This is a genomic window from Nocardia sp. NPDC059691, from assembly GCF_042733915.1.
Classification (GTDB): domain Bacteria; phylum Actinomycetota; class Actinomycetes; order Mycobacteriales; family Mycobacteriaceae; genus Nocardia; species Nocardia sichangensis.
In genome coordinates this window covers 1-18,687 of the sequence record NZ_JBHWFB010000003.1, presented here as the reverse complement: position 1 = coordinate 18,687, position 18,687 = coordinate 1, and the positions used below count along the sequence as shown (strand labels likewise).

Genomic DNA, 18,687 nt, shown 5'->3' with positions numbered 1-18,687 from the left:
ATGACCGACACCGTGATCGCCGCGGACGGGACCGACGCCGAACGGCTGCTGGTACACGCCGCGCTGGCCGCACCCAGCGGCGAAGAACGCGCGGAACTGGTCGAGCTGGCCCACCGGGTCACCGATTGGGCGGCCTTCTTCGAGTTGGCACAGCTCAACGCGACCGTCCCGCTGGCGCGGCGCTCGCTGATCGCCGCCGAGGTGTACGAGCTGGTGCCGCCCCTGGTCCGGGTGCGGTTCGACGCCGTCACCGAGCGGATCGCGACCGCCAACGACCGCCGCCTGGCCGGGGCGGTGGAGCTGGTGCGGCGGCTCGACGAACGCGGTGTGCGCTGCGTGGTGCTCAAGGGCATGCTCTTCGCCACCGAGATCTACCGCGACCCGCGCTACAAGCGCATGAACGACCTGGACATCCTGCTGGAACCGGACCAGGTCGACACGGCCGTCGAGGTCTACCGTGAACTCGGCCTGTTCGCGACCTCGGAGCTGCTCGGCAAGCCGCCCAAGGCGCGGGCCGAGCGATCCCACCACCTGCCGTCGTTCGTCTCGCGCGACGGCGCGCTCGTGGTGGGCACGCACTGGGGCCTGATCACGCCGCTGGCGCCCTACACGGTCGACTACGCCGCGATATGGAAACGTGTGCGTCCCATCGACTTCCACGGCGTACCCGCGTGGGCGATGGCGCACGAGGACAACCTGCACCATCTGGGCATCCACCTGCCCTACTACAAAACCGGCGTACGCGAACTCGGCGACATCTGGAACCTGGCCCGATACGCGGGCACGGACCTCGACTACGACCTGCTTTCCGCTCAGATCGCGGCGGCGGGCAGCGAGGGCCTGATGTACCACGCCCTCGCCCTCGCGCACCGGCTGGTGCCGAACCCCGACTTCGCGGTGCTGCTGGACCGGATCGCGTCCCGCGTGGACCGATTCACCCGCGCCGACACCGCGCGCAAGGTCGCCGACGTGCACACGTTGCTGCGCAGCCGTTCCACCCACACCTCCCGGATCGAGAAGGCCTACACCGAATTCAATATGACCGCTGACGCGCGGGAGAAGCTGGACGGCTTCGCGCGGCTGTGGTCCGGGCTGCTCCTGGTCCCCGGCGCCGAGGCGGCCAGGATGAGTTCGCTGCGTAATCCGGGCGCGGCGGCCGCCGTCGGGGCCCGCTTGGTCGCGCCCTACCGTCTGACCAGGGTGTTCCAGCGTGACCTCGGCCGGTGGCTGTTCCCCGCCGCGCTGGCCAAGACGGTCTACGACCTCGGCGCGGCATACGCTGGGGAACTCCGGTCCCGCACCGGGCTCGGCGGTGCGCGGCCGCCCGGCATCGACGACTACGCCGCCCGCCTCGGGCTGACCAGAGCGGACCTGCGAGCAGTACTGGACAGCCAGGAATGAGCCCACGGCCGACCGTGCTGTGGGATCTGGACGGCACGTTGATCGGGCAGCGGCGGCGCACCTTCGCGACGCTGATGCCCGCGGGCGCGGCTTGGGTGTTCCGCGATCTCGTCCCACCGCACCGCTTCCTGCCCCTGCTGCGCCGCACGCTGGGTGACGTGCGCGCCAACGACAGCGACCACACCAACACGGAGCTGATGGTGCGGCTGCTCGCCCAGCGTCTCGGCACCGGCCGTGACGTGGTCGCGGACCGCCTCACCCGGTTGGCCGAGGTCGAATTCGCGCGGCTGCGCGCGTGTTTCCCGCCGCGCCCGGCGGCGGTGGCGACGGTGCGCGGGCTGGCGGAGGCGGGTGCGCGGCAAGTGGTCGCGACCAACCCGCTGTGGCCGCGCAGCACCGTCGAGGCCAGGATCCGTTGGGGCGGAATCGATCTCGCTTCGTTCGCCTTCGTCACCAGCGGTGACACCATGCACCGCGCCAAGCCGCGGCTCGAGTTCTATCGCGAACTGCTCGACCAGTTGGGCGCGGCCGCGGGTGACTGCGTCATGGTCGGCAACGACCCGGCTCACGACGGTCCCGCCGCGCAACTGGGCATCCCGGTCTTCCTGGTCGGCCCGCCCACCACCGGCATACCGCCGGCCGTGGCCCGGACCGGACTGGTCACGGTGGGGGATCACCACGCACTACGCCGATGGCTCGGCATCGAGGAGGATTCGTGCTCGTCGTCCTGAACCCGCGAGCGAACGCGGGTACCGCGCTGCGGCGCTGGGAGCCGGTGGAATCCGCCCTCCGCGACCGTCACCCGCACCTGTCGGTCGAACTGCCCGCCGACGCGGGGCACGCCACCGACCTCGTGCGCGCGGCCGTCACCCGACCCGATCCGCCGCCGGTGCTGGTCGCCGCGGGCGGCGACGGAATGGTCAACCTGGTGCTGAACGCGCTCATGGACCCGGCCACCGACCACCCGCGCGCTCCCGGCTGCGCACTGGGCGCGGTGGGGCTGGGCAGTTCGAACGACTTCCACAAACCGGTGCCCGGCACCGGACGTATCGGCACCGTTCCGGTGCGGGTCGACGCCGCGCGCGCCGAATTCGTCGACGTGGGCAAGGCCTGCGTGCTGCTGGCCGACGGCACGCGCGCGGTGCGCTATTTCCTGCTCAACGCCAGCATGGGGCTGGTCGCCGCGGGCAATCATTCCTTCAACCACGCCACCGGGGTGGTCGGCTGGCTCAAGTCGCGCAGCGTGGAGGCCGCCATCATCGCCACCGCACTCGCCACCCTTGCCACCCATCGGCCGCTGCCCGTCGCCGTTCGTGGCGGCGACTGGAGCCACGCGGCCCCGATCACCAACATCGGCGTGCTCAAGAGCGTGCACTTCGCCGGCGGCATGCGCTACGACACGGCGGTCACCCGCGCCGACGGCCGGTTCGATGTGAACATCTGGGCCGAGGCGGGGAAGCTCAGGACGCTCGGCTTGGTCGCGGGACTGTACGCGGGCCGATTCCGGCGGTCGCCGCTGGCGATATGCCATCGGGATTCGGTCGTGGAGCTGCGGCCGGATCGTCCGGCGCCGCTGGAGTTGGACGGCGAGGTCACGATGGTGGAGTCGGCGCGGCTGGAGGTTCTGCCGCGGGTTCTGAAGGTGTGTGCCGCGTGACGGTGGTGCTCGTCACCGGAGCGGCCAACGGCATGGGCGCGGCCACCATGGAACGCCTTGCGGCGCTGGGGTACACGGTCGAGGGATGCGACCGGGTCGTCGCGTCCGGAATCGCCCGGGTCGACGTGCGCGACGAAGAGGCGGTGAACCGCTGGGTTCGCGACGTGCACGCCAGGCACGGCAGCATCCATGCGGTCGTCACCTTCGCGGCGTACGGCGTCGTCGGCGCGGTCGAGGAGACCACGCCCGCGGAGGCCGCGGCGCTCTATGACACCAACGTCCTCGGCACGCACCGAGTACTGCGCGCGGTGCTGCCGTTGCTGCGCGCCCGAGGCGCAGGCCGCGTGATCGTCGTCAGTTCGGGAGCGGGCGCCGTCGCCGAGCCATACGGCGGTTGGTACTCGGCTACGAAGGCAGCCGTCGAGCGGATCGGCGAAGCCGCGCGCATCGAGGCCGCCGGGTCGGGCGTCCAGGTGTCGGTACTCATCCCGGGATGGACCGTCACCCCGATCATCGACACGGCGCGACACGTGTCGAGCCCGATCTCCGCCTACGACCACGACCGCGCCGCCGTTCTGGACCTCGTACGCGGCTACTTGGCCGCGGGACAGCCCGCCGCCGCGGTGGCCGACAAGGTCGCGATGATCCTGGCCTCGGACCGGCCACGGCAGACCTACCTGTGCGGCCGTGACGTCCGCTTGTCCTTCTGGACCCGCAGGCTGCTCCCGAGCCGGGTATACGAGCGGATGGTGCGCCGATACTACGGTTTCCCTCCGGAGCCCGTCCGCCCGCTGCCGAAGGCCCCGCTCGGCGAGCCGCGGGTCACCACTGGTCTGCGGTCACCGACGGACGGCTGACCAGGGCTTTTCCGCTGCTGCTCTGCCACTACAAGCGGGCCACCGCCCTCTGCCACCGCGACGGAGTCAAAGACACACCCAGCCTCGACCACTGCGTCCCTGGTTGCGGCAACGCTATACGCACCGATCAGCACGCTACCCAGCTCCGCGAGCGCGCCACCGCCATGGACATCCGGGCCGCCCGGGTTCCCGGCCCACTCGGCGACCGGCTACGCGCCAACGCCAACAAGCTTCGAGGCTACGCCGACAGCCATGACCGCACCCGCATCACCGTGACCAAGGACGCCCGATGAAAACCGACGAGCGCGACCAGATCCGCGCCGCGATGGAGATCGCGTCCACCCTCGCAGCGAGCGATCCGCCATGCCTGGCTCACCGACCAGATCCGGGCCGTGCACGCCGCCTCCCGCGGCACCTACGGCGCCCCGCGGGTGCACGCCGAACTCACCCTCGGTCTCGGTATCGGTGTCGGATACAACCAGGTCGAGCTGTTGATGGCGCGTGCCGGGATCAAGGGCCTGCCCGGCGTCAAGCGCGCACGCCCACGGCATCAGATCCCGACCGCCGGTGACCTGGTCAACCGGGCGTTCACCCGATCACGACCGAACCAGTTGTGGGTCACCGACATCACCGAGCGCTACACCTGGGAAGGCAAGGTCTACTGCGCGGTCGTGCTCGACACCTATTCCCGGCGGGTGGTCGGCTGGTCGATCGACTCGACCCAGACCGCGGCGCTGGTCACCAACGCGCTCGGGATGGCGATCTCGAACCGATCGCCGGCATCCGGCACGATCATTCACTCCGACCACGGCGTTCAATTCACCTCGTGGGCCTTCACCGACCGCGCCCGCAAGTCGGGGCCGGTGCCCTCGATGGGCTCGATCGGCGATTGCTACGACAACGCCATCTTCGACTACCTCGAGATCTTCCACAACCGACGCCGCCGTCACTCAGCCCTCGGTATGCGGACACCGATCGAGTACGAAATGATGCAACCGTCCATCCAACCGTGGCCTGAAGTCCAGCATCTCGACTCCACGAAACAGGGGGAACATCACGGTTTCTCCGACACCACACTGTTCACGGGTTTGGCTGTGCAACTGGGCTGGTTCACCGCGAGCGTGCTGGTCGGACTGGTCGCTTTCCATCTGCGCACCCGATCGGCGCTCGGTCCCACGATGGTGATCGACGTGCCCGGACAGTCGGCGAAGCATTGACCGGTGTCCCGCACCACCTCTGGGGAGTCGTGCGGGACAACCGGTTTCGCCGGCAACGGGAGATTTACACCGCGGTACGCGCCGGGTCGGTGGCCGGGTAGTGGTAGAGCCCACCGCGCAAGCGTTCCAAGTCCGGCGCTGCGGAAGTGGAGGCCGGGGTTTACCGGCGGCGTCGATCGGGGAGGTATTCACCCCAATGACATGCACCGACCGACAAAGGCGAAATTTATCAAAGATGGCTGATACCAACAACTTTCGCAAAAGATTTGTGTCAAACTTCGGTGATCGCTGGTGTTGTAGATGGTCGATGTAGTCAGTCAGGAGTGCCCCGTGCCACGTGAAATAGATTTGGCTGTCTTCCCGCACCTGGAGGCGGATTTGGACCGCGTCCGCGACGTTCTCGGCCTCGTGCAGTTGCCGGGCAGGCCTGAGCTGGCCGTACTCACCGACGAAGGGCCGGACAGCTCTCGGCGCCTGGTGCGTCCTACTTTGACGTTGTTGTCGTACTACCTGCTCACCGATCCCGCCGTCCCGGCCGATGACCGGGTGGTGCGCGCCGCGGCTGCCGTGGAGTTGCTGCACCTGGGTTCGCTCTACCACGACGACGTCATCGATCACGCGTATGAGCGCCGAGGCCATCCCAGTGCCAACGCGGTGTGGGGTTCGCATCTCGTTGTATTGGGTGGGGACTCCGCGATATTCGCGAGCGGGCGCATGTTGGCCGAACTCGGCCAGCGTGAAGCTCTCGCGGGTATGAGCACGGGTGATCGGATGTGCGCGGGCATGGTGATCGAGGCCACCGACCAGCATGTGGCCTCTCGCAGTGAGCAGTCCTACCTGGACGCGATCGACGGCAAAACAGCGGCGCTGCTGTCGCTGGCATGCCGAGTGGGTGCGATGCAGGCCGGGCGCCCCGAGGATGAGGAAGAGGCGCTGGCCGAGTTCGGCCGACACTTCGGGTTGGCCTACCAGCTGCGTGATGACATCCTCGATTTGACCTCGACCGCCGAAGAAATGGGCAAGCCCGTCAACGCGGATCTGCCCGAGGGCATCTACACACTTCCCGTAATCCGCGCCGCTGCCCGCGACCAGGGCCTTGCCCGACTGCTGGGCAGAGCGATGACGGGTGAGGAAGCCACCCGCGTCCGGAAGATCGTCATCGCTTCCGGTGCCGTGGACGAAGCACAAGCGGTGGCCGAGGAATTCATGGACCGGGCTGTCGGTCAGCTCGCCGCTGTGGCCGCTGACCCGCGCGCTCGCGAGATGATGGCTGCTTATGCTCGGTCCGCACTCGATCGGCGAGCTCCGCTGCCCGCGGTCTCCCCGCTCTCGACGCAGGCACCCCCGGTCCACCGTGGGGAGGGGTTCTCGCCGGAGGTCGCTCGAGGGGTGAAAAGTTGGCTGGTGGATACCGGCCTCGCCGCCTCCCCGGCCGAGTTGGACCATCGCCGGTGGGCAGGATCGTTCCAGCTGCTGGAACACCTGTTCCCAGTCATGGCCCCCGAGGGGGCGAACCATGAACAGAGCGCCGCCTGCCTGGGCATACTGTGCTTTCTGTGGGATGACCTGTTCGAGGATCCGCAGCTGACCGACCCCGAAGCCATCACCGCGCTGAGGCGTGGCATGGTGGCAACGCTGCGCCAGGACCCGGAGAAACCGTGGAGCTCCGGCGCTCTCTCGACGGCCTGGGCGAGTTTGTGGCCACACCTGCGTGCGGGCCGCAGCACCCGCTGGCAGGAGAAGTTCCTCGACGACATCGAGGCGTGGTATGAAGCCGCCGAACGCGAAACACACCATCGCCTCAACGGCTACATCCCCTCCACTACCGACTACCTGCCACTGCGAAGGGCGACCAGCGGATTCGAGACCGCCATCGCCATATTGGAGATAGTCAACGACCAGGAAATCCCACCGACAGTCCGCAGCCACCATGCGATCCGCCGTCTCGAAGAACTCGCCTTCTTTGTGGCCTTCGTAAAGAACGACCTGGTGGGAATCGATCAGGACGAGGCAGACCAAGTCCCCTACAACCTGGTCAGAGCCATCCGTCACGAGACCGGCTGCAGCCGCGAAGAAGCCATCGAGCAGGTGCGGCGCCAGTTGACCGAGCAACGCGCCCAACTCGACGCGGCGGCCCGCTACATCCCCAAGCTCTTCCGGTTCCTTCCCGGCCATTCCGGCCTGGGGAAGAAATACGAGTCGATCTACGGAAGCGTGACGAACATGGCGCGGCGGGTACCCGATAGCGATCGGCACGCGCAATCGTCCGGTTCCCAAGCGCCAGAGCCGGACTTCGAACGCTTGCGCCGTGAGATGTACTACTACCCGGCCGCCGAACCCGTCTCTACCGCACCGTAAGTCCCCAGAGCCGGCAAAGTCGGGTGTCCCGCGCGATCCACCAGTGGTGATCGCGTGGGACGCCCTCTCAGCGCTTGCCGGAGCGGGCGCGCAGGTGAAAGCGACCAGTCCGACGGGGACGCTCACGGTGAACCAGGCTGGATTCGACGATAAAAGGGGTCGCCGTAGTACTCGCCGAACAGCGGGGCGGATATGGGAATAGCCGCAGCTGAGGACGCTGTCGGTGGCGACGTCCGGATCCAAGACCTGCATTCCGCACCCGCAGGGTCAGGAAGCGGGAACTCATGGCGGCGGCCGGGTTGTCCGGGCCGGTGCGGGTGCCGTGGCGCCAGATGACGTGGCGCAGCAGGGGTTCTCCGGTGTCCAGGACGAGTTGTTTGACCGTGGAATGTGGTGTGCGGTAACGCGGTTGGGGCGTCGGCCGCGGCCGGACCGTTCCGGTGTCTCGGGCACAGCGTCTGCGGGGCGTACCGTGATGGTCGCGGGCACGCCGACGACATAGGGCAGGTCACGGTTGGTGAGCCCTTGGCGGAATTCGGCGGTCTGTCCGTAGCCGGCGTCGGCGACGATCAGCGGCGGCGCGGCGAGGTGGTGACGAACTGCTGCAGACGCTGATGATCCACATCGAGACGCTTCGCCATCGGCTGCATCGACTTACGCCGCCCGTCCAGCATCAACCCACCCGCATACACCCCGGCTGTGGCAACCCGTCTTTGCGTCCCAGCGACGAGAACACCTCACCGAGGCCGGCCTGACCGAACTCGACCCGTTCCTGCGCGGTCTCGACCAGGACCACGACGCGGCGGTCGCCGGCCTGACCGTGGGCTACAGCAACTGCCCGATCGAGGGCGTGAACGCGAAGACGAAGCTGATCAAGCGACAAATGTATGGCCGGGCCAGCTGGGTCACCCCCGGCCCTTCCGCCGCGGCGCGGGCATCGCGATCGACCACGCCCGCAGGACGCGCCGTCCGCCAAGTCGGTAGCACCAAAGGCATCGCCCGGAACTCGTCCCCGACCTGCCGAGGAGCGGTGGCCGGTCAGTCACCGTAATGATCGTGTGTCTCGAACTCGCCGAAGTCGTCCTGTAGCCAGCCCAGGTCGCGCCAGGTCCCCGTGCCGTCGAGAGGGCCCGCGTAAACGATCTCCAGGTAGCTGCCAGACTGGTCGTCGAGCCGCAGGCGGCGGCCTCGGCTGTACAGGAACACCGACACGCTGATGTCCGGCTGTCCGTCGATGTACTGCATGCCGAGTACTCCCTCCCACGACACCTGGAGGGACGGACCGGACGGCTCAGGACCTCGGACAAGACAGGAGAACCCGTCCTCGGCCTCGCTCGCGTCGACTACGGTCACCTGCTCGCCGAGGTGAGTGGCGAGGCTGGCGGCGAGGATGTCGATCGTGGACCTCCACCGGTTGGATAATGGGTTGGCCTCGAGGCCATTCTCGACCGTCATGGCCAATCGGTCCTTTCCCGCGCTCTCAGTGCGGCGGTGTGGCGCTGGTTGCTGCATCCGGGCAGCGGCTTCGTCGATCAGGTCCTGCGCTCGGACCGAAATTGAGACAGAGCCGGATGGCTGGACAGACCCAGTTTCAGCTCCTTCGGCACCGCATCCTGCTCGCATAGCCCGGCACCACCGGAAGTGAGCCAGAGCCGTTTACCCGACACTCCCGCGCATCGACGGCGTGGAATCCAAGTGCGCGGTTCATGCACAGTGACTTCTGCTGTTCGGCCGGTGCCAGTGTCCGTTGCCATTTGATGTGACGCAGAAGATGGGTCGTGAGCGGCCGTGCGCCATGTATGGAGGGGTGTCAGCCCGACATTTTGCCGAGGACCGTGCGGGAACTAGATCAAGGCCGGGTGCAGGCGTGGTCGCGATTGAACGAGCCGGCGCTTCCGGTGCCGGTGGGGAGGCTGCGGGTGGCGTCTGCGTATGCCTCCCCTGGGGTCGACCCTTTACCGAAGCCCACGATCGGGAACCCTGCGACGATCGCGAGCGGACTCGTCACGACTGCACCGCAGCCGTTCGCGAACGTCACCATCATCCGGCAGTCGATGATGCCTTGACCCTTGCACGCTCGGTCGGCGGCTTGAATGGCGTCGGCTTCCGTCGGGTGGTTGACCGAAAACGCGTAGACATTGCCCCACACGCTGAGGGAAACGGCGCCCCAGTTGACCGGGTCGGCGGCGGCGGGCGGTGCCGCGAGGACGGCCGCGGCGCTCACCGAGAGCGCGGCGGCCGCAAAGAACTTGTTGAGCATGTGGTGTGTGCTTCCTCTGCGCGCCGACTAGGTGCGGCGATCGCATGGAAGATACCGCAGCGCATGGACGCGAGGTCGCCCCAAAAGTCTTGGGGTCACGGCAAAGACCGTCACGAACTGCGGCGTTCGCGAGGGCCGAGATCGATGGGGCTCGCGCGCCACTGATGGCCCGTGCCGGCCGCGGCCGCCACACTGACCGATTCACCGACAAACGGCGCCAGAATTGACCAGCACAACCATGATGAGTGTTCGCCGTAGCCGTTGCACGACAGAGGCGCCGGATGCTCACGCTGTGATGAGCAACCCGAGACTTTTGGGGTTGTGCTGTTCGTGAGCTTTGCAGCGGAAGGCGGGAGCAGTCGCTAGAAGCGCAGTTCTCGTATCGTGTTGGGGTCGATTCCGTGGCGTGCGTAGATCTTGATCCTGTTTTCGCCGGTGAGGTCTGCTTCGGTATAGCCGAGGTGTGCCGGGGGTCGGACCACGACCACGGCGACGGCGTCCGGGCGGTGCTGGGCGCACCAGCGGCGGGTGCGGGCCAGAATCGAACTGGTGGCCAGGTACTGGCGGGTCCTGTCCAGGTCTTCGTGGCGGATGCGTTCCACTCCGACCTACCCGTCCGGCCCGGACGCCGGTTCCCGCAATGCCATCACCACCAGTGACCGGTGTGGCGGTTCCGGCAACCTGGCCAACGCCTCGGCGATGAATCGGCCGGGATCATCAACAAGCGACACGACAAGCCTCCTCGATCACTAGGGCAGGGGCGTGCCTCGCCCACAGCGGTTGAGACGCAGCGAGGAACGGGCGCGCACAGAGCGGCGCGGGTCGCGCGACGGTGGCTGAATCACCAGAGAGCGCGGGGCGGGGCCGGTGGACGTGCCCTGGAGGGGGACGGGCGCATCCACCATCGCGCCTCGGCGCCGGGTGAAACAGCGGGCAACAGCCCACGCGGGCAGCATCGAGCTCGACCGACGGAAAAGCGAAAGTGACTATCCCCTCGGCGAACCCGAACCCCTGCAGGCAGCCTAGCGCGCTTTGGACGAGGCAGCCGGACATCGGCCACCGCCAGCCGCGGGCTGAGGCGCGGAATCTCCGCGCGAACTGCTACGTACGGCAGCGAGGCGACTCTGCATCGACGATCGTCTGCGGGCGGGGGGTTTCGGCGCACCGACTCGGCTGGTTCAGTGCGGACCGGTGGATGCGATGCGCATGAGCACCTGGTTGATGGGGTGGTGACGCCGCCACCACTTCGCTGGTGACGCCGCCATCACCGCCGCAGTCGAAACTGCTCTGAACTGCGGTTTTGACGCCGTCACCAGAATCCCTTTACCTTCTGTACTGAAATTCACCGATGCGTTGTGAACCTGCAGGTGAGAAGTAGGTCAGGTGTCATCGACAGGTCGATGACCAGGGCTTTTCCGGGCGGCCGGGCGGAGGGATCGACACCCCGCCCGGACCGCATAGGAGTTGTACCAGCTTCCGGCTGGCGAATCGGGGATTTCGGGTCGTCTCACTAGAATGGGGCGACCGTATTCGTCGCTTCCGGGAGCCAGCCGTGACCATCCAGCCCGTTCGCCTGTTCGGCGATCCCATCTTGCGTGCCCGCGCCGCGGAGGTCACCGCGTTCGATCGTGATCTGCGGCAGCTGGTGACCGACCTGACCGAGACGATGCACGACGACGGCGGTGTCGGGATGGCCGCGCCGCAGATCGGGGTCGGGCTGCGCGTGTTCGTCTACGACACGGGCGACGCCGCGGGGCATCTGGTCAACCCGCGGTGGGAGGTCGTCGGCGACGAGGAGCAGGTGGGGCCGGAAGGCTGCCTGTCGATTCCCGGCGTGCGCTACGACACGCGCCGGGCCCTGCGGGTGCGGGCAACCGGTGTGGACGCCGACGGCGCACCGGTCACGTTCGAAGCCGAAGGGTTGCTGGCGCGGTGCGTGCAGCACGAGACCGACCATCTCGACGGCGTGCTGTTCATCGACCGCCTCGACCCGGCCCAGCGCAAGGAGGCGATGCGGGTGATCCGCGAATCCGATTGGTTCGCGGCGGGCTCGACGGTGCGCCCGGCCCGTTCGATGAGCGGTGCGGGTCGGCCCAACCCGTTCGGAGCGGGCCGCTGATGCGCGTCGTCTTCGCGGGCACCCCGGAACCGGCGGTTCCGTCGCTGCGGCGTCTGCTGGAATCGGCGCGCCATGAGGTCGTCGCCGTGGTGACGCGGCCGGACGCGGTCGCGGGGCGCGGCCGGAAGGTGACCAGGTCGCCGGTCGGTCTGCTGGCCGACGAACACGGCATCCCGGTGTTCACCCCGCGGCGGCCGTCGGAGCCGGAATTCGTCGCGCGGCTCACCGAATTGGCGCCGGACTGCTGTCCCGTCGTCGCCTACGGCGCGCTGCTACCCCAGCAGGTGCTCGACATCCCGCGCTTCGGCTGGATCAACCTGCATTTCTCGCTGCTGCCCGCGTGGCGCGGCGCGGCGCCGGTGCAGGCCGCGATCGATGCGGGCGACGAGATCACCGGCGCCTCCACCTTCCAGATCGAGGCCGGACTGGACACCGGCCCGGTCTTCGGCATGGTGACCGAGAAGATCACCGTCACCGACACCGCGGGCACTCTCCTGGAGCGGCTGGCCGACAGCGGCTCGCGCCTGCTGGAAGCGACGCTCGACGGAGTGGAGGACGGGAGCTTGCAAGCGGTCCCGCAGTCCACCGACGGTGTCTCGTACGCGCCGAAGGTCGGCGTCGAGGTCGGGCACGTGCGCTGGGATCTGCCCGCGCTGGCCATCAGCAGGCGGATCCGCGCGGTCACCCCCGCGCCGGGGGCGTGGACCGAGGTCGGCGGCACCCGGTTGAAGCTGGGGCCGGTCGAGTTGGTCGAGGAGGAATTGCCGGAGCGGGTGATCGAGGTCCGCAAGTCCGGTGTGTTCGTCGGCACCGCGACCACCGCGGTGCGGCTCGACCAGGTGCAGCCGCAGGGCAAGCGCATGATGGCCGCGCTCGACTGGGCGCGCGGCGCCCGCCTGCAGCCGGGCGCGGTGGTCGAATGACGCGCGGCAATCGGCCCGGTGACGGCAACGCACGCGACCGGCGGCGCGACGAACGAGAGTCCGCGCCGAATCGTTCCGGCGAGGCAGGCCGGGCACGCGCGCAGGGCGGCGGGAAGCAGCAGGATCGCGACGCGGCGGACAGGTCACGGGCGACCGGTCGGCGTTCCGGCGGTGGGCGCGCCGAGGCGGGCGGCCGTGATCGCGACGAACGGCGCGGCTCCACCGGACGACGCTCGGCAGCGGGCCGATCGGACCGTTCCAGCGGCGGGCGCCCGGCTTCGCAAACCGCGCCGCGCCAAGGGGCCAAAGCCGCCGGACGACCGCATCGAAGGGAATCCGCCGACCCGCCGCGGTCGGTCGCCAGAGATGTGCTGCGGGCGGTCCGTGAGCGCGATGCCTACGCCAATCTCGTGCTGCCCGCGCTGCTGCGAGAACGGGGATTGTCGGGTCGGGACGCCGCACTGGCCACCGAACTCGCCTACGGCGCGTGCCGGTCGCTGGGACTACTGGACGCGGTGATCGCCGAAGGCGCGGGCAGGCCGATCGAGGAGATCGACGGACCCCTGCTGGACGTGCTCCGGCTCGGCGTCTACCAGTTGCTGCGCACCCGGATCGGCGCGCACGCCGCCGTGGACACCTCCGTCGCGCTGACGCGCGCCGAATTCGGTGCGGGCAAAGCAGGTTTCGTCAATGCGGTGCTCCGGCGCGCGGGGGAGAAGACCCCCGAGCAATGGGTCGACGCGCTCGCGCCCGCCGACCCCCTCGGCCGGTTGGCGTTCGAGTACGCCCATCCGGTCTGGATCGCGCAGGCGTTCGCCGACGCGCTGGGCGCGCGAGCGGCGGAACTGCGCGACGTGCTCGCCGCCGACGACGCCCGCCCGCTGGTGCACCTGGTGGCCCGTCCCGGCGACATCACCGCGGAGGAACTCGCGCTGGTCACCGGCGGCGAGGAGGGCCGCTGGTCGCCGTACGCGGTCTATCTGGACGGCGGCGATCCCGGCAAGCTGGAGCCGGTCCGCGAGGGCATGGCGGCAGTGCAGGACGAAGGCAGCCAACTGGTGGCGCTGGCGTTGACCAGGGCGGCGCTCGACGGCCCGGACACCGGTCGCTGGCTCGACCTGTGCGCGGGACCGGGCGGCAAGGCCGCGCTGCTGGGGGCGATCGCCGCGATCGACGGCTTCCGGGTGGACGCGGTCGAGCCCGCCGCGCACCGCGCCGAGCTGGTCCGCAAAGCCGTGCACGACCTGCCGGTGGACGTGCACGTCGCCGACGGCCGCGCCAGCGGACTGACCCCGGGCTACGACCGCATCCTGGTCGACGCCCCCTGCACCGGCCTCGGAGCGCTGCGCCGCAGACCTGAGGCGCGCTGGCGGCGCACCCCGGCGGACGTCCGGGAACTGGTGGTGTTGCAGCGCGAATTGCTCACCGCCGCATGGGATCTGCTGCGCCCCGGCGGGGTCGTGGTGTACTCGACCTGCTCGCCGCATCTGCCGGAGACGGTGTCCATCGTCGCCGATGCCGTGCGCCGCCTCGGCGCCGAGCAGCTCGACACCCGCGAACTGCTGCCCGGCGTCACCGATGTCGGCGACGGGCCGGGGGCACAGTTGTGGCCGCACCGGCACGGTACCGACGCCATGTTCGTGGCGGCGCTGCGCAAGCCGCGCTGAGCGCGGTCATTCCCGGCTGGATTGCTCCCGCAAGCGGGCGAGGGTCTTGGCGAGGATGCGCGAGACGTGCATCTGGGAGATGCCCATCTGCTGCGCGATCTGCGTCTGGGTCATCGATTCGAAGAACCGCATGGTGAGGATGCGTCGTTCCCGCTCCGGCAACCCGGCCAGCAGCGGACGGATCGCGACGTACTCCTCGACCCGATCGAACTGGGACTCCTCCTCGCCGAGGGTGTCCAGGAGCGAGGCGTCGGTGTCGCGGCCGAGCGTGGCCGCGTCGATCGAACTCGGCTGGTAGGCGTTGCCCGCGATGACCGCCTGGGTCACCTCGTCCGGGTCGACGTCCAGCTCGGCGGCGATCTCCTTCGCCGTCGGCGAGCGGCCGAGAGTCTGGGAGAGACTGTCGATCGCCGCGCCGATGCGTAGGTGAGTCTCCTTGACACGCCGCGGCACTCGCATCGCCCAGGTGTTGTCGCGGAAATACCGGCGGACCTCACCCATGATGGTCGGCACCGCGAAAGACAGGAAGTTGGAGCCGCGCTCGACGTCGAAACGGTCCACCGCGTGCACCAACCCCACCCTCGCGACCTGGGTCAGGTCGTCGAACGGCTCACCGCGCCCGCTGAACTTCCTGGCGATGTGGTCGGCGAGCGGAATGCAGCGGCTGATCAGTTCCGCGCGCAGCGCGCTGTGCCGCGCGGTCCCCGCCTCACTGGAGGCGAGCTGCTCGAAGAGCAATCCGACGTCGTCGTAACCGGGAACCGCGCCTGCCGCCTCCAGGGTCTCCTCGGCATCGGTCTCGTCCTCGGTGGTCAGCGTGTCGGCGTCGTCGTCGCGCTGGGAGTCGTACACGGTGTCTTCGTCCGCCACTACGCCTTCCCCCGGACCCGACGGAACTCGACCGTCGTCGGATATCCGGAGACCGTCGCGTCGAACGAATCCTGGGTCGCCTCCACCGAGTCGGTGAGGGTGCGCAGCACGTGCCAGCCGAAGCTGCGCTGATCGGGCAGCCCCGGCTTCTCCGCCAGGCCGTCGACCCGGACGAGCAACACGGTGTCGCCGACGGTGAAACGGCAGTTCAGGCTCGATTCCGGGGCGGCGACCGCGATCAGGGTCGAGCAGACCTCGTCGACGGCCAGCCGGATATCGGCCACCTCGTCCAGTGTGAAATCGCTGAGTAGGACGAGTGTTTCGGCGAGCCCACGCACGATGGGCAGTTGTGTCACCGACGCCGCCACCCGAATCTCCACCGGGGTGCTGTAGAGCCCCTGTTCCGCCGAAATATTGATCACCCTATGCAGGCTACCCACTCCCGCGCTGGACAACCCTGGGTACCGTTAGACTCCGGCGTTGTGTCCAACCCGATTCACCCGCGTCCGGCCGCTCCGATGATCGCCCCCTCCATCCTGTCCGCAGACTTCGCGCACCTCGCGGACGAAGCGGCGGCCGTCGCAGGCGCCGACTGGCTGCACGTGGACGTGATGGACGCGCACTTCGTGCCGAATCTCACGCTCGGCCTCCCGGTGGTGGAGAGCCTGCTGAAGGCGACCGAGATCCCCCTCGACTGCCACCTGATGATCGAGAATCCGGGCCGCTGGGCGCCGCCGTACGCCGAGGCGGGCGCGCACAACGTGACCTTCCACGCGGAGGCGACCGACGATCCGATCGCGGTGGCCCGCGACATCCGCGCCGCGGGCGCCAAGGCGGGGCTCTCGGTGAAGCCGGGCACGCCGATCGAGCCGTACCTGGAGATCCTGCGCGAATTCGACACGCTGCTGGTGATGAGCGTGGAACCCGGCTTCGGCGGGCAGTCGTTCATTCCGGAGGTGCTGCAGAAGGCGCGCGTCGTGCGGAACCTGGTCGATGCCGGTGAGCTGCGGCTGCTGGTCGAGATCGACGGCGGGATCAACGCCGACACCATCGAGGCGGCCGCGGAGGCGGGTGTGGACTGCTTCGTCGCCGGTTCCGCGGTCTACAGCACCGCCGACCCCGCGGCCACCGTGGAGAAGCTGCGCGGCCAGGCGGCCTCGGCGTGGGCCCGCTGAACGGTGCTAGCCGGTCCGCGTTCCACGCGCGGCGACCGCGCGGATCGTCTCGATCACCGCGCTGATCGGCGGGCGGCGGGTGCCGGCCTCCGGTGACCGGATCCACACGCGATACCCGGTGCGCTCGTCGTCAGGTGAGGGCAGCACCACTTGGCTGCCCGTGCAGGCCACCGCGGCGTAGAGACGGAACAATTCGGCCGAGACCGCCGGGCTGACGGCGTCCGGCCCGGCGGGGCCGGTGAGGAACGTCCAATGCTTGGCTCGCGGATGGTCGACCACCGGCCCGGCGATTCCGTCTTGGGCGAGTCGCCGTAGCACCTGCTCGCCGAGTTCGGCGGGCATGGTGACGGCGCCGTAGTCGACGCCGATGTGCAGGAGAATGCGGTGCGAACCGGGATCCATCGATGCGGGCAGCTGGAATTCGCGCCGATACCGTGAGCAGCGAACTTCCGGCGTCGGATCGAGAAATGTGGTCACACTGCGCCCCCAGCTGCGTTCGACCCAATTTGTCCCACTGTGTTCTCCGGCTTTCTCGAGGAGTGAACATCGTGTGGCAGGCTTCCCGCTTGTCGGGCATGTTCCCTGGTAGATCGTGTCACTGGACTGCATGGTCGGGAAAGTTGAACGCGAGAAGTCAGCCGCGTAACGATATCGCCTCCCGCGCCGTCCGAGCGCGGAATCTGCGTTATAACCGTGTTTTGTTTCGGGTATCGCGAATGAATCCGCAATCTCTCTGTGGGGTAAATTAATTCGTGCGGTACGTCAAATGTCGCAGAATAATAATGGATATGTCGTCCGTCCGGGTGATCACGGCGGGTGTGGACATATTTCGTTCCATTTTCGATGGGACCGGCCGGTTCCGCCCGCCTCGGCCCGCCCTGCGGTCGGTTCCGGCGCGTCGCCCGGTCCGGCCTCGGCGGGCGCGGAACGCGGCTGTCTACGGCGACCCCGCGTCACTAGGCTGAGGAGGTGCGGGAATAGCGGCCGGGTCCCGCGCTGTTCCGCAACCGGAAGACAACGACGCGACAGGAGTCACAGCACATGTTCACAGGCATCGTCGAGGAACTCGGCGAGATCGTCGCCAGCGAGCAGCTGACCGACGCCGCGCGGCTGACGATCAAGGGCGAGCTGGTGACCTCCGATGCCGGGCACGGTGATTCGATCGCCGTGAACGGAGTGTGCCTGACCGTCGTGGAGGTGGTCGGCGGCGACTCGTTCACCGTCGACGTCATGGCGGAGACGCTCAATCGCTCCAGCATCGGCAAACTGGACGTCGGCGCCAAGGTGAATCTCGAGCGCGCCGCCGCTCTGAACAGCAGGCTCGGCGGCCACTTGGTCCAAGGCCACGTCGATGGCACCGGCACCGTGCTCTCGCGCACTCCGTCGGACAACTGGGACGTGGTGCGGATCTCGCTGCCCGAGAACATCGCCCGCTACGTCGTGGAGAAGGGGTCGATCACCGTGGACGGCATCTCGCTCACCGTCTCCGGCCTCGGCGTCTCCGACGAGCCCGCCGAGACCGGCAGCGGCGACTGGTTCGAGGTCTCCCTCATCCCCACCACGCTCTCCCTGACCAACCTCGGCTTCGCCACCGTCGGCACCACCGTCAACCTGGAAGTCGACGTGATCGCCAAGTACGTCGAACGCCTCCAGCAGCGCGGCTGACAGTGGCCGCCCCGCTCGTCCCCGCCCGCCCAAGAGGCTGCGCGGCGGAGATCGCGTTCCTGACAGAGCTGCCGCGACGCCGTCATACGAGCTGCCACCCCCACGCGGAGTCACGGTGACCGCCGACCGCGCGAGTTCGGTGAGCATCGTCTCGACCGGTCGGATCGGTATCACTCCGGCAGGCCAGCGAATCGGCATCACTACGGGCTCCGAGCGAGGCGAGACAGATCAGGCCCAGCCTGCGCCCGAGCGAGCATCCGAGACACCCTCCCATCTGCCAACCGGCAGGCGCGGATGGCCGCTACGAGCTCAGATCTCGAGACGCCGTGGCAGCCGACGGTTTTCATGCCGGGCGGCGGGCCGCGGCGAACATACGGGTCGGTTGATCCCAGCACCGAGCGCCCAGCGCACCTCGACCACGACTTTCGAGCGAAGCGAGACCGAGCATGCGCCGTTCGCGGCCCGGCTCGCGTCCGAGCGGCCGCCGCGTCCGCGACGAAGTCGCCAGCGGCGGTCGC

General features: G+C 68.6%; 21 protein-coding genes and 1 pseudogene. 13 read left to right on the top strand and 9 right to left on the bottom strand.

Annotation, left to right across the window (positions count from 1 at the left end; genetic code table 11):
• The 7 genes and pseudogenes from ACFV2O_RS07230 to ACFV2O_RS07200 all read left to right on the top strand — a co-directional run bounded on the left by ACFV2O_RS07230 (nucleotide 1) and on the right by ACFV2O_RS07200 (nucleotide 7,490).
• Entirely contained in the window at nucleotides 1–1,401 is a 1,401-nt protein-coding gene (locus ACFV2O_RS07230; RefSeq protein ID WP_379250888.1) for a nucleotidyltransferase family protein, read from the top strand.
• A complete protein-coding gene (locus tag ACFV2O_RS07225) occupies nucleotides 1,398–2,132 on the top strand; it encodes an HAD family hydrolase (RefSeq protein ID WP_379250886.1) in 735 nt (244 codons plus the stop codon). Before ACFV2O_RS07230 ends, ACFV2O_RS07225 begins: the two co-directional genes overlap by 4 nt.
• Complete coding sequence (locus ACFV2O_RS07220; protein ID WP_379250884.1) at nucleotides 2,117–3,058, top strand: diacylglycerol/lipid kinase family protein; 942 nt, start codon at nucleotides 2,117–2,119, stop codon at nucleotides 3,056–3,058. Before ACFV2O_RS07225 ends, ACFV2O_RS07220 begins: the two co-directional genes overlap by 16 nt.
• Complete coding sequence (locus tag ACFV2O_RS07215; RefSeq protein WP_379250882.1) at nucleotides 3,055–3,915, top strand: SDR family NAD(P)-dependent oxidoreductase; 861 nt, start codon at nucleotides 3,055–3,057, stop codon at nucleotides 3,913–3,915. The genes ACFV2O_RS07220 and ACFV2O_RS07215 overlap by 4 nt, the downstream gene beginning before the upstream one ends.
• Nucleotides 3,916–4,079: 164 nt before the next feature.
• Nucleotides 4,080–4,208: a hypothetical protein gene (locus ACFV2O_RS07210; protein WP_379250880.1), complete on the top strand. Its 129-nt coding sequence runs from the start codon at nucleotides 4,080–4,082 to the stop codon at nucleotides 4,206–4,208.
• A 36-nt stretch (nucleotides 4,209–4,244) separates the two neighbouring features.
• Nucleotides 4,245–5,132 (top strand): annotated as a pseudogene (locus tag ACFV2O_RS07205) (IS3 family transposase); the annotation flags it as partial.
• 300 nt (nucleotides 5,133–5,432) lie between these two features.
• Nucleotides 5,433–7,490: a polyprenyl synthetase family protein gene (locus tag ACFV2O_RS07200; RefSeq protein ID WP_379250878.1), complete on the top strand. Its 2,058-nt coding sequence runs from the start codon at nucleotides 5,433–5,435 to the stop codon at nucleotides 7,488–7,490.
• 282 nt (nucleotides 7,491–7,772) lie between these two features.
• Here ACFV2O_RS07200 and ACFV2O_RS07195 read toward each other — a convergent pair whose 3' ends face one another.
• Nucleotides 7,773–8,060: a transposase gene (locus ACFV2O_RS07195; protein ID WP_379251556.1), complete on the bottom strand. Its 288-nt coding sequence runs from the start codon at nucleotides 8,058–8,060 to the stop codon at nucleotides 7,773–7,775.
• Nucleotides 8,060–8,164: a transposase gene (locus tag ACFV2O_RS07190; RefSeq protein ID WP_379250876.1), complete on the bottom strand. Its 105-nt coding sequence runs from the start codon at nucleotides 8,162–8,164 to the stop codon at nucleotides 8,060–8,062. The genes ACFV2O_RS07195 and ACFV2O_RS07190 overlap by 1 nt, the downstream gene beginning before the upstream one ends.
• A 23-nt stretch (nucleotides 8,165–8,187) precedes the next feature.
• On the opposite strand from ACFV2O_RS07190, the gene ACFV2O_RS07185 reads away from it, so the two are divergent.
• Nucleotides 8,188–8,541: a transposase gene (locus ACFV2O_RS07185; RefSeq protein WP_379251555.1), complete on the top strand. Its 354-nt coding sequence runs from the start codon at nucleotides 8,188–8,190 to the stop codon at nucleotides 8,539–8,541.
• Here ACFV2O_RS07185 and ACFV2O_RS07180 read toward each other — a convergent pair.
• The 4 genes from ACFV2O_RS07180 to ACFV2O_RS07165 form a co-directional block, all read right to left on the bottom strand.
• Nucleotides 8,529–8,945, bottom strand: a complete 417-nt coding sequence (locus tag ACFV2O_RS07180) for a hypothetical protein (protein ID WP_379250874.1) — start codon at nucleotides 8,943–8,945, stop codon at nucleotides 8,529–8,531. The two genes, ACFV2O_RS07185 and ACFV2O_RS07180, sit on opposite strands and share 13 nt — an antisense overlap.
• A gap of 394 nt (nucleotides 8,946–9,339) precedes the next feature.
• Nucleotides 9,340–9,750 (bottom strand): DUF4189 domain-containing protein, encoded by a 411-nt coding sequence (locus ACFV2O_RS07175; RefSeq protein ID WP_379250872.1) that lies wholly within the window; start codon nucleotides 9,748–9,750, stop codon nucleotides 9,340–9,342.
• 362 nt (nucleotides 9,751–10,112) lie between these two features.
• Nucleotides 10,113–10,352, bottom strand: a complete 240-nt coding sequence (locus ACFV2O_RS07170; protein WP_379250870.1) for a hypothetical protein — start codon at nucleotides 10,350–10,352, stop codon at nucleotides 10,113–10,115.
• Nucleotides 10,353–10,358: 6 nt separating this feature from the next.
• Entirely contained in the window at nucleotides 10,359–10,481 is a 123-nt protein-coding gene (locus ACFV2O_RS07165) for a hypothetical protein (protein ID WP_379250868.1), read from the bottom strand.
• An 821-nt stretch (nucleotides 10,482–11,302) separates the two neighbouring features.
• Here ACFV2O_RS07165 and def point away from each other — a divergent pair.
• The 3 genes from def to ACFV2O_RS07150 are packed head-to-tail and all read left to right on the top strand — an operon-like array spanning nucleotide 11,303 to nucleotide 14,459.
• A complete protein-coding gene (def, locus tag ACFV2O_RS07160; protein WP_379250866.1) occupies nucleotides 11,303–11,869 on the top strand; it encodes a peptide deformylase in 567 nt (188 codons plus the stop codon).
• Nucleotides 11,869–12,792, top strand: a complete 924-nt coding sequence (gene fmt / locus ACFV2O_RS07155) for a methionyl-tRNA formyltransferase (RefSeq protein ID WP_355070719.1) — start codon at nucleotides 11,869–11,871, stop codon at nucleotides 12,790–12,792. The genes def and fmt overlap by 1 nt, the downstream gene beginning before the upstream one ends.
• Nucleotides 12,789–14,459, top strand: a complete 1,671-nt coding sequence (locus ACFV2O_RS07150) for a transcription antitermination factor NusB (protein WP_379250864.1) — start codon at nucleotides 12,789–12,791, stop codon at nucleotides 14,457–14,459. The genes fmt and ACFV2O_RS07150 overlap by 4 nt, the downstream gene beginning before the upstream one ends.
• A 6-nt stretch (nucleotides 14,460–14,465) precedes the next feature.
• Here ACFV2O_RS07150 and ACFV2O_RS07145 read toward each other — a convergent pair whose 3' ends face one another.
• Both ACFV2O_RS07145 and ACFV2O_RS07140 read right to left on the bottom strand, forming a co-directional pair.
• Nucleotides 14,466–15,329 (bottom strand): RNA polymerase sigma factor SigF, encoded by an 864-nt coding sequence (locus tag ACFV2O_RS07145; protein WP_355070723.1) that lies wholly within the window; start codon nucleotides 15,327–15,329, stop codon nucleotides 14,466–14,468.
• Nucleotides 15,329–15,751 (bottom strand): anti-sigma factor, encoded by a 423-nt coding sequence (locus ACFV2O_RS07140; protein WP_355070725.1) that lies wholly within the window; start codon nucleotides 15,749–15,751, stop codon nucleotides 15,329–15,331. The genes ACFV2O_RS07145 and ACFV2O_RS07140 overlap by 1 nt, the downstream gene beginning before the upstream one ends.
• Before the next feature lie 96 nt (nucleotides 15,752–15,847).
• On the opposite strand from ACFV2O_RS07140, the gene rpe reads away from it, so the two are divergent.
• Nucleotides 15,848–16,504, top strand: a complete 657-nt coding sequence (rpe, locus tag ACFV2O_RS07135; RefSeq protein WP_355071047.1) for a ribulose-phosphate 3-epimerase — start codon at nucleotides 15,848–15,850, stop codon at nucleotides 16,502–16,504.
• A 6-nt stretch (nucleotides 16,505–16,510) separates the two neighbouring features.
• On the opposite strand, the gene ACFV2O_RS07130 is transcribed toward rpe, so the two are convergent.
• Nucleotides 16,511–16,981, bottom strand: a complete 471-nt coding sequence (locus ACFV2O_RS07130) for a hypothetical protein (protein WP_379250862.1) — start codon at nucleotides 16,979–16,981, stop codon at nucleotides 16,511–16,513.
• Nucleotides 16,982–17,545: 564 nt separating this feature from the next.
• Between ACFV2O_RS07130 and ACFV2O_RS07125 the strand changes: the two genes are divergently transcribed.
• Nucleotides 17,546–18,169, top strand: coding sequence for a riboflavin synthase (locus ACFV2O_RS07125; protein WP_379250860.1), 624 nt, complete (start codon nucleotides 17,546–17,548; stop codon nucleotides 18,167–18,169).
• The last annotated feature ends 518 nt before the right edge of the window (nucleotides 18,170–18,687 follow it).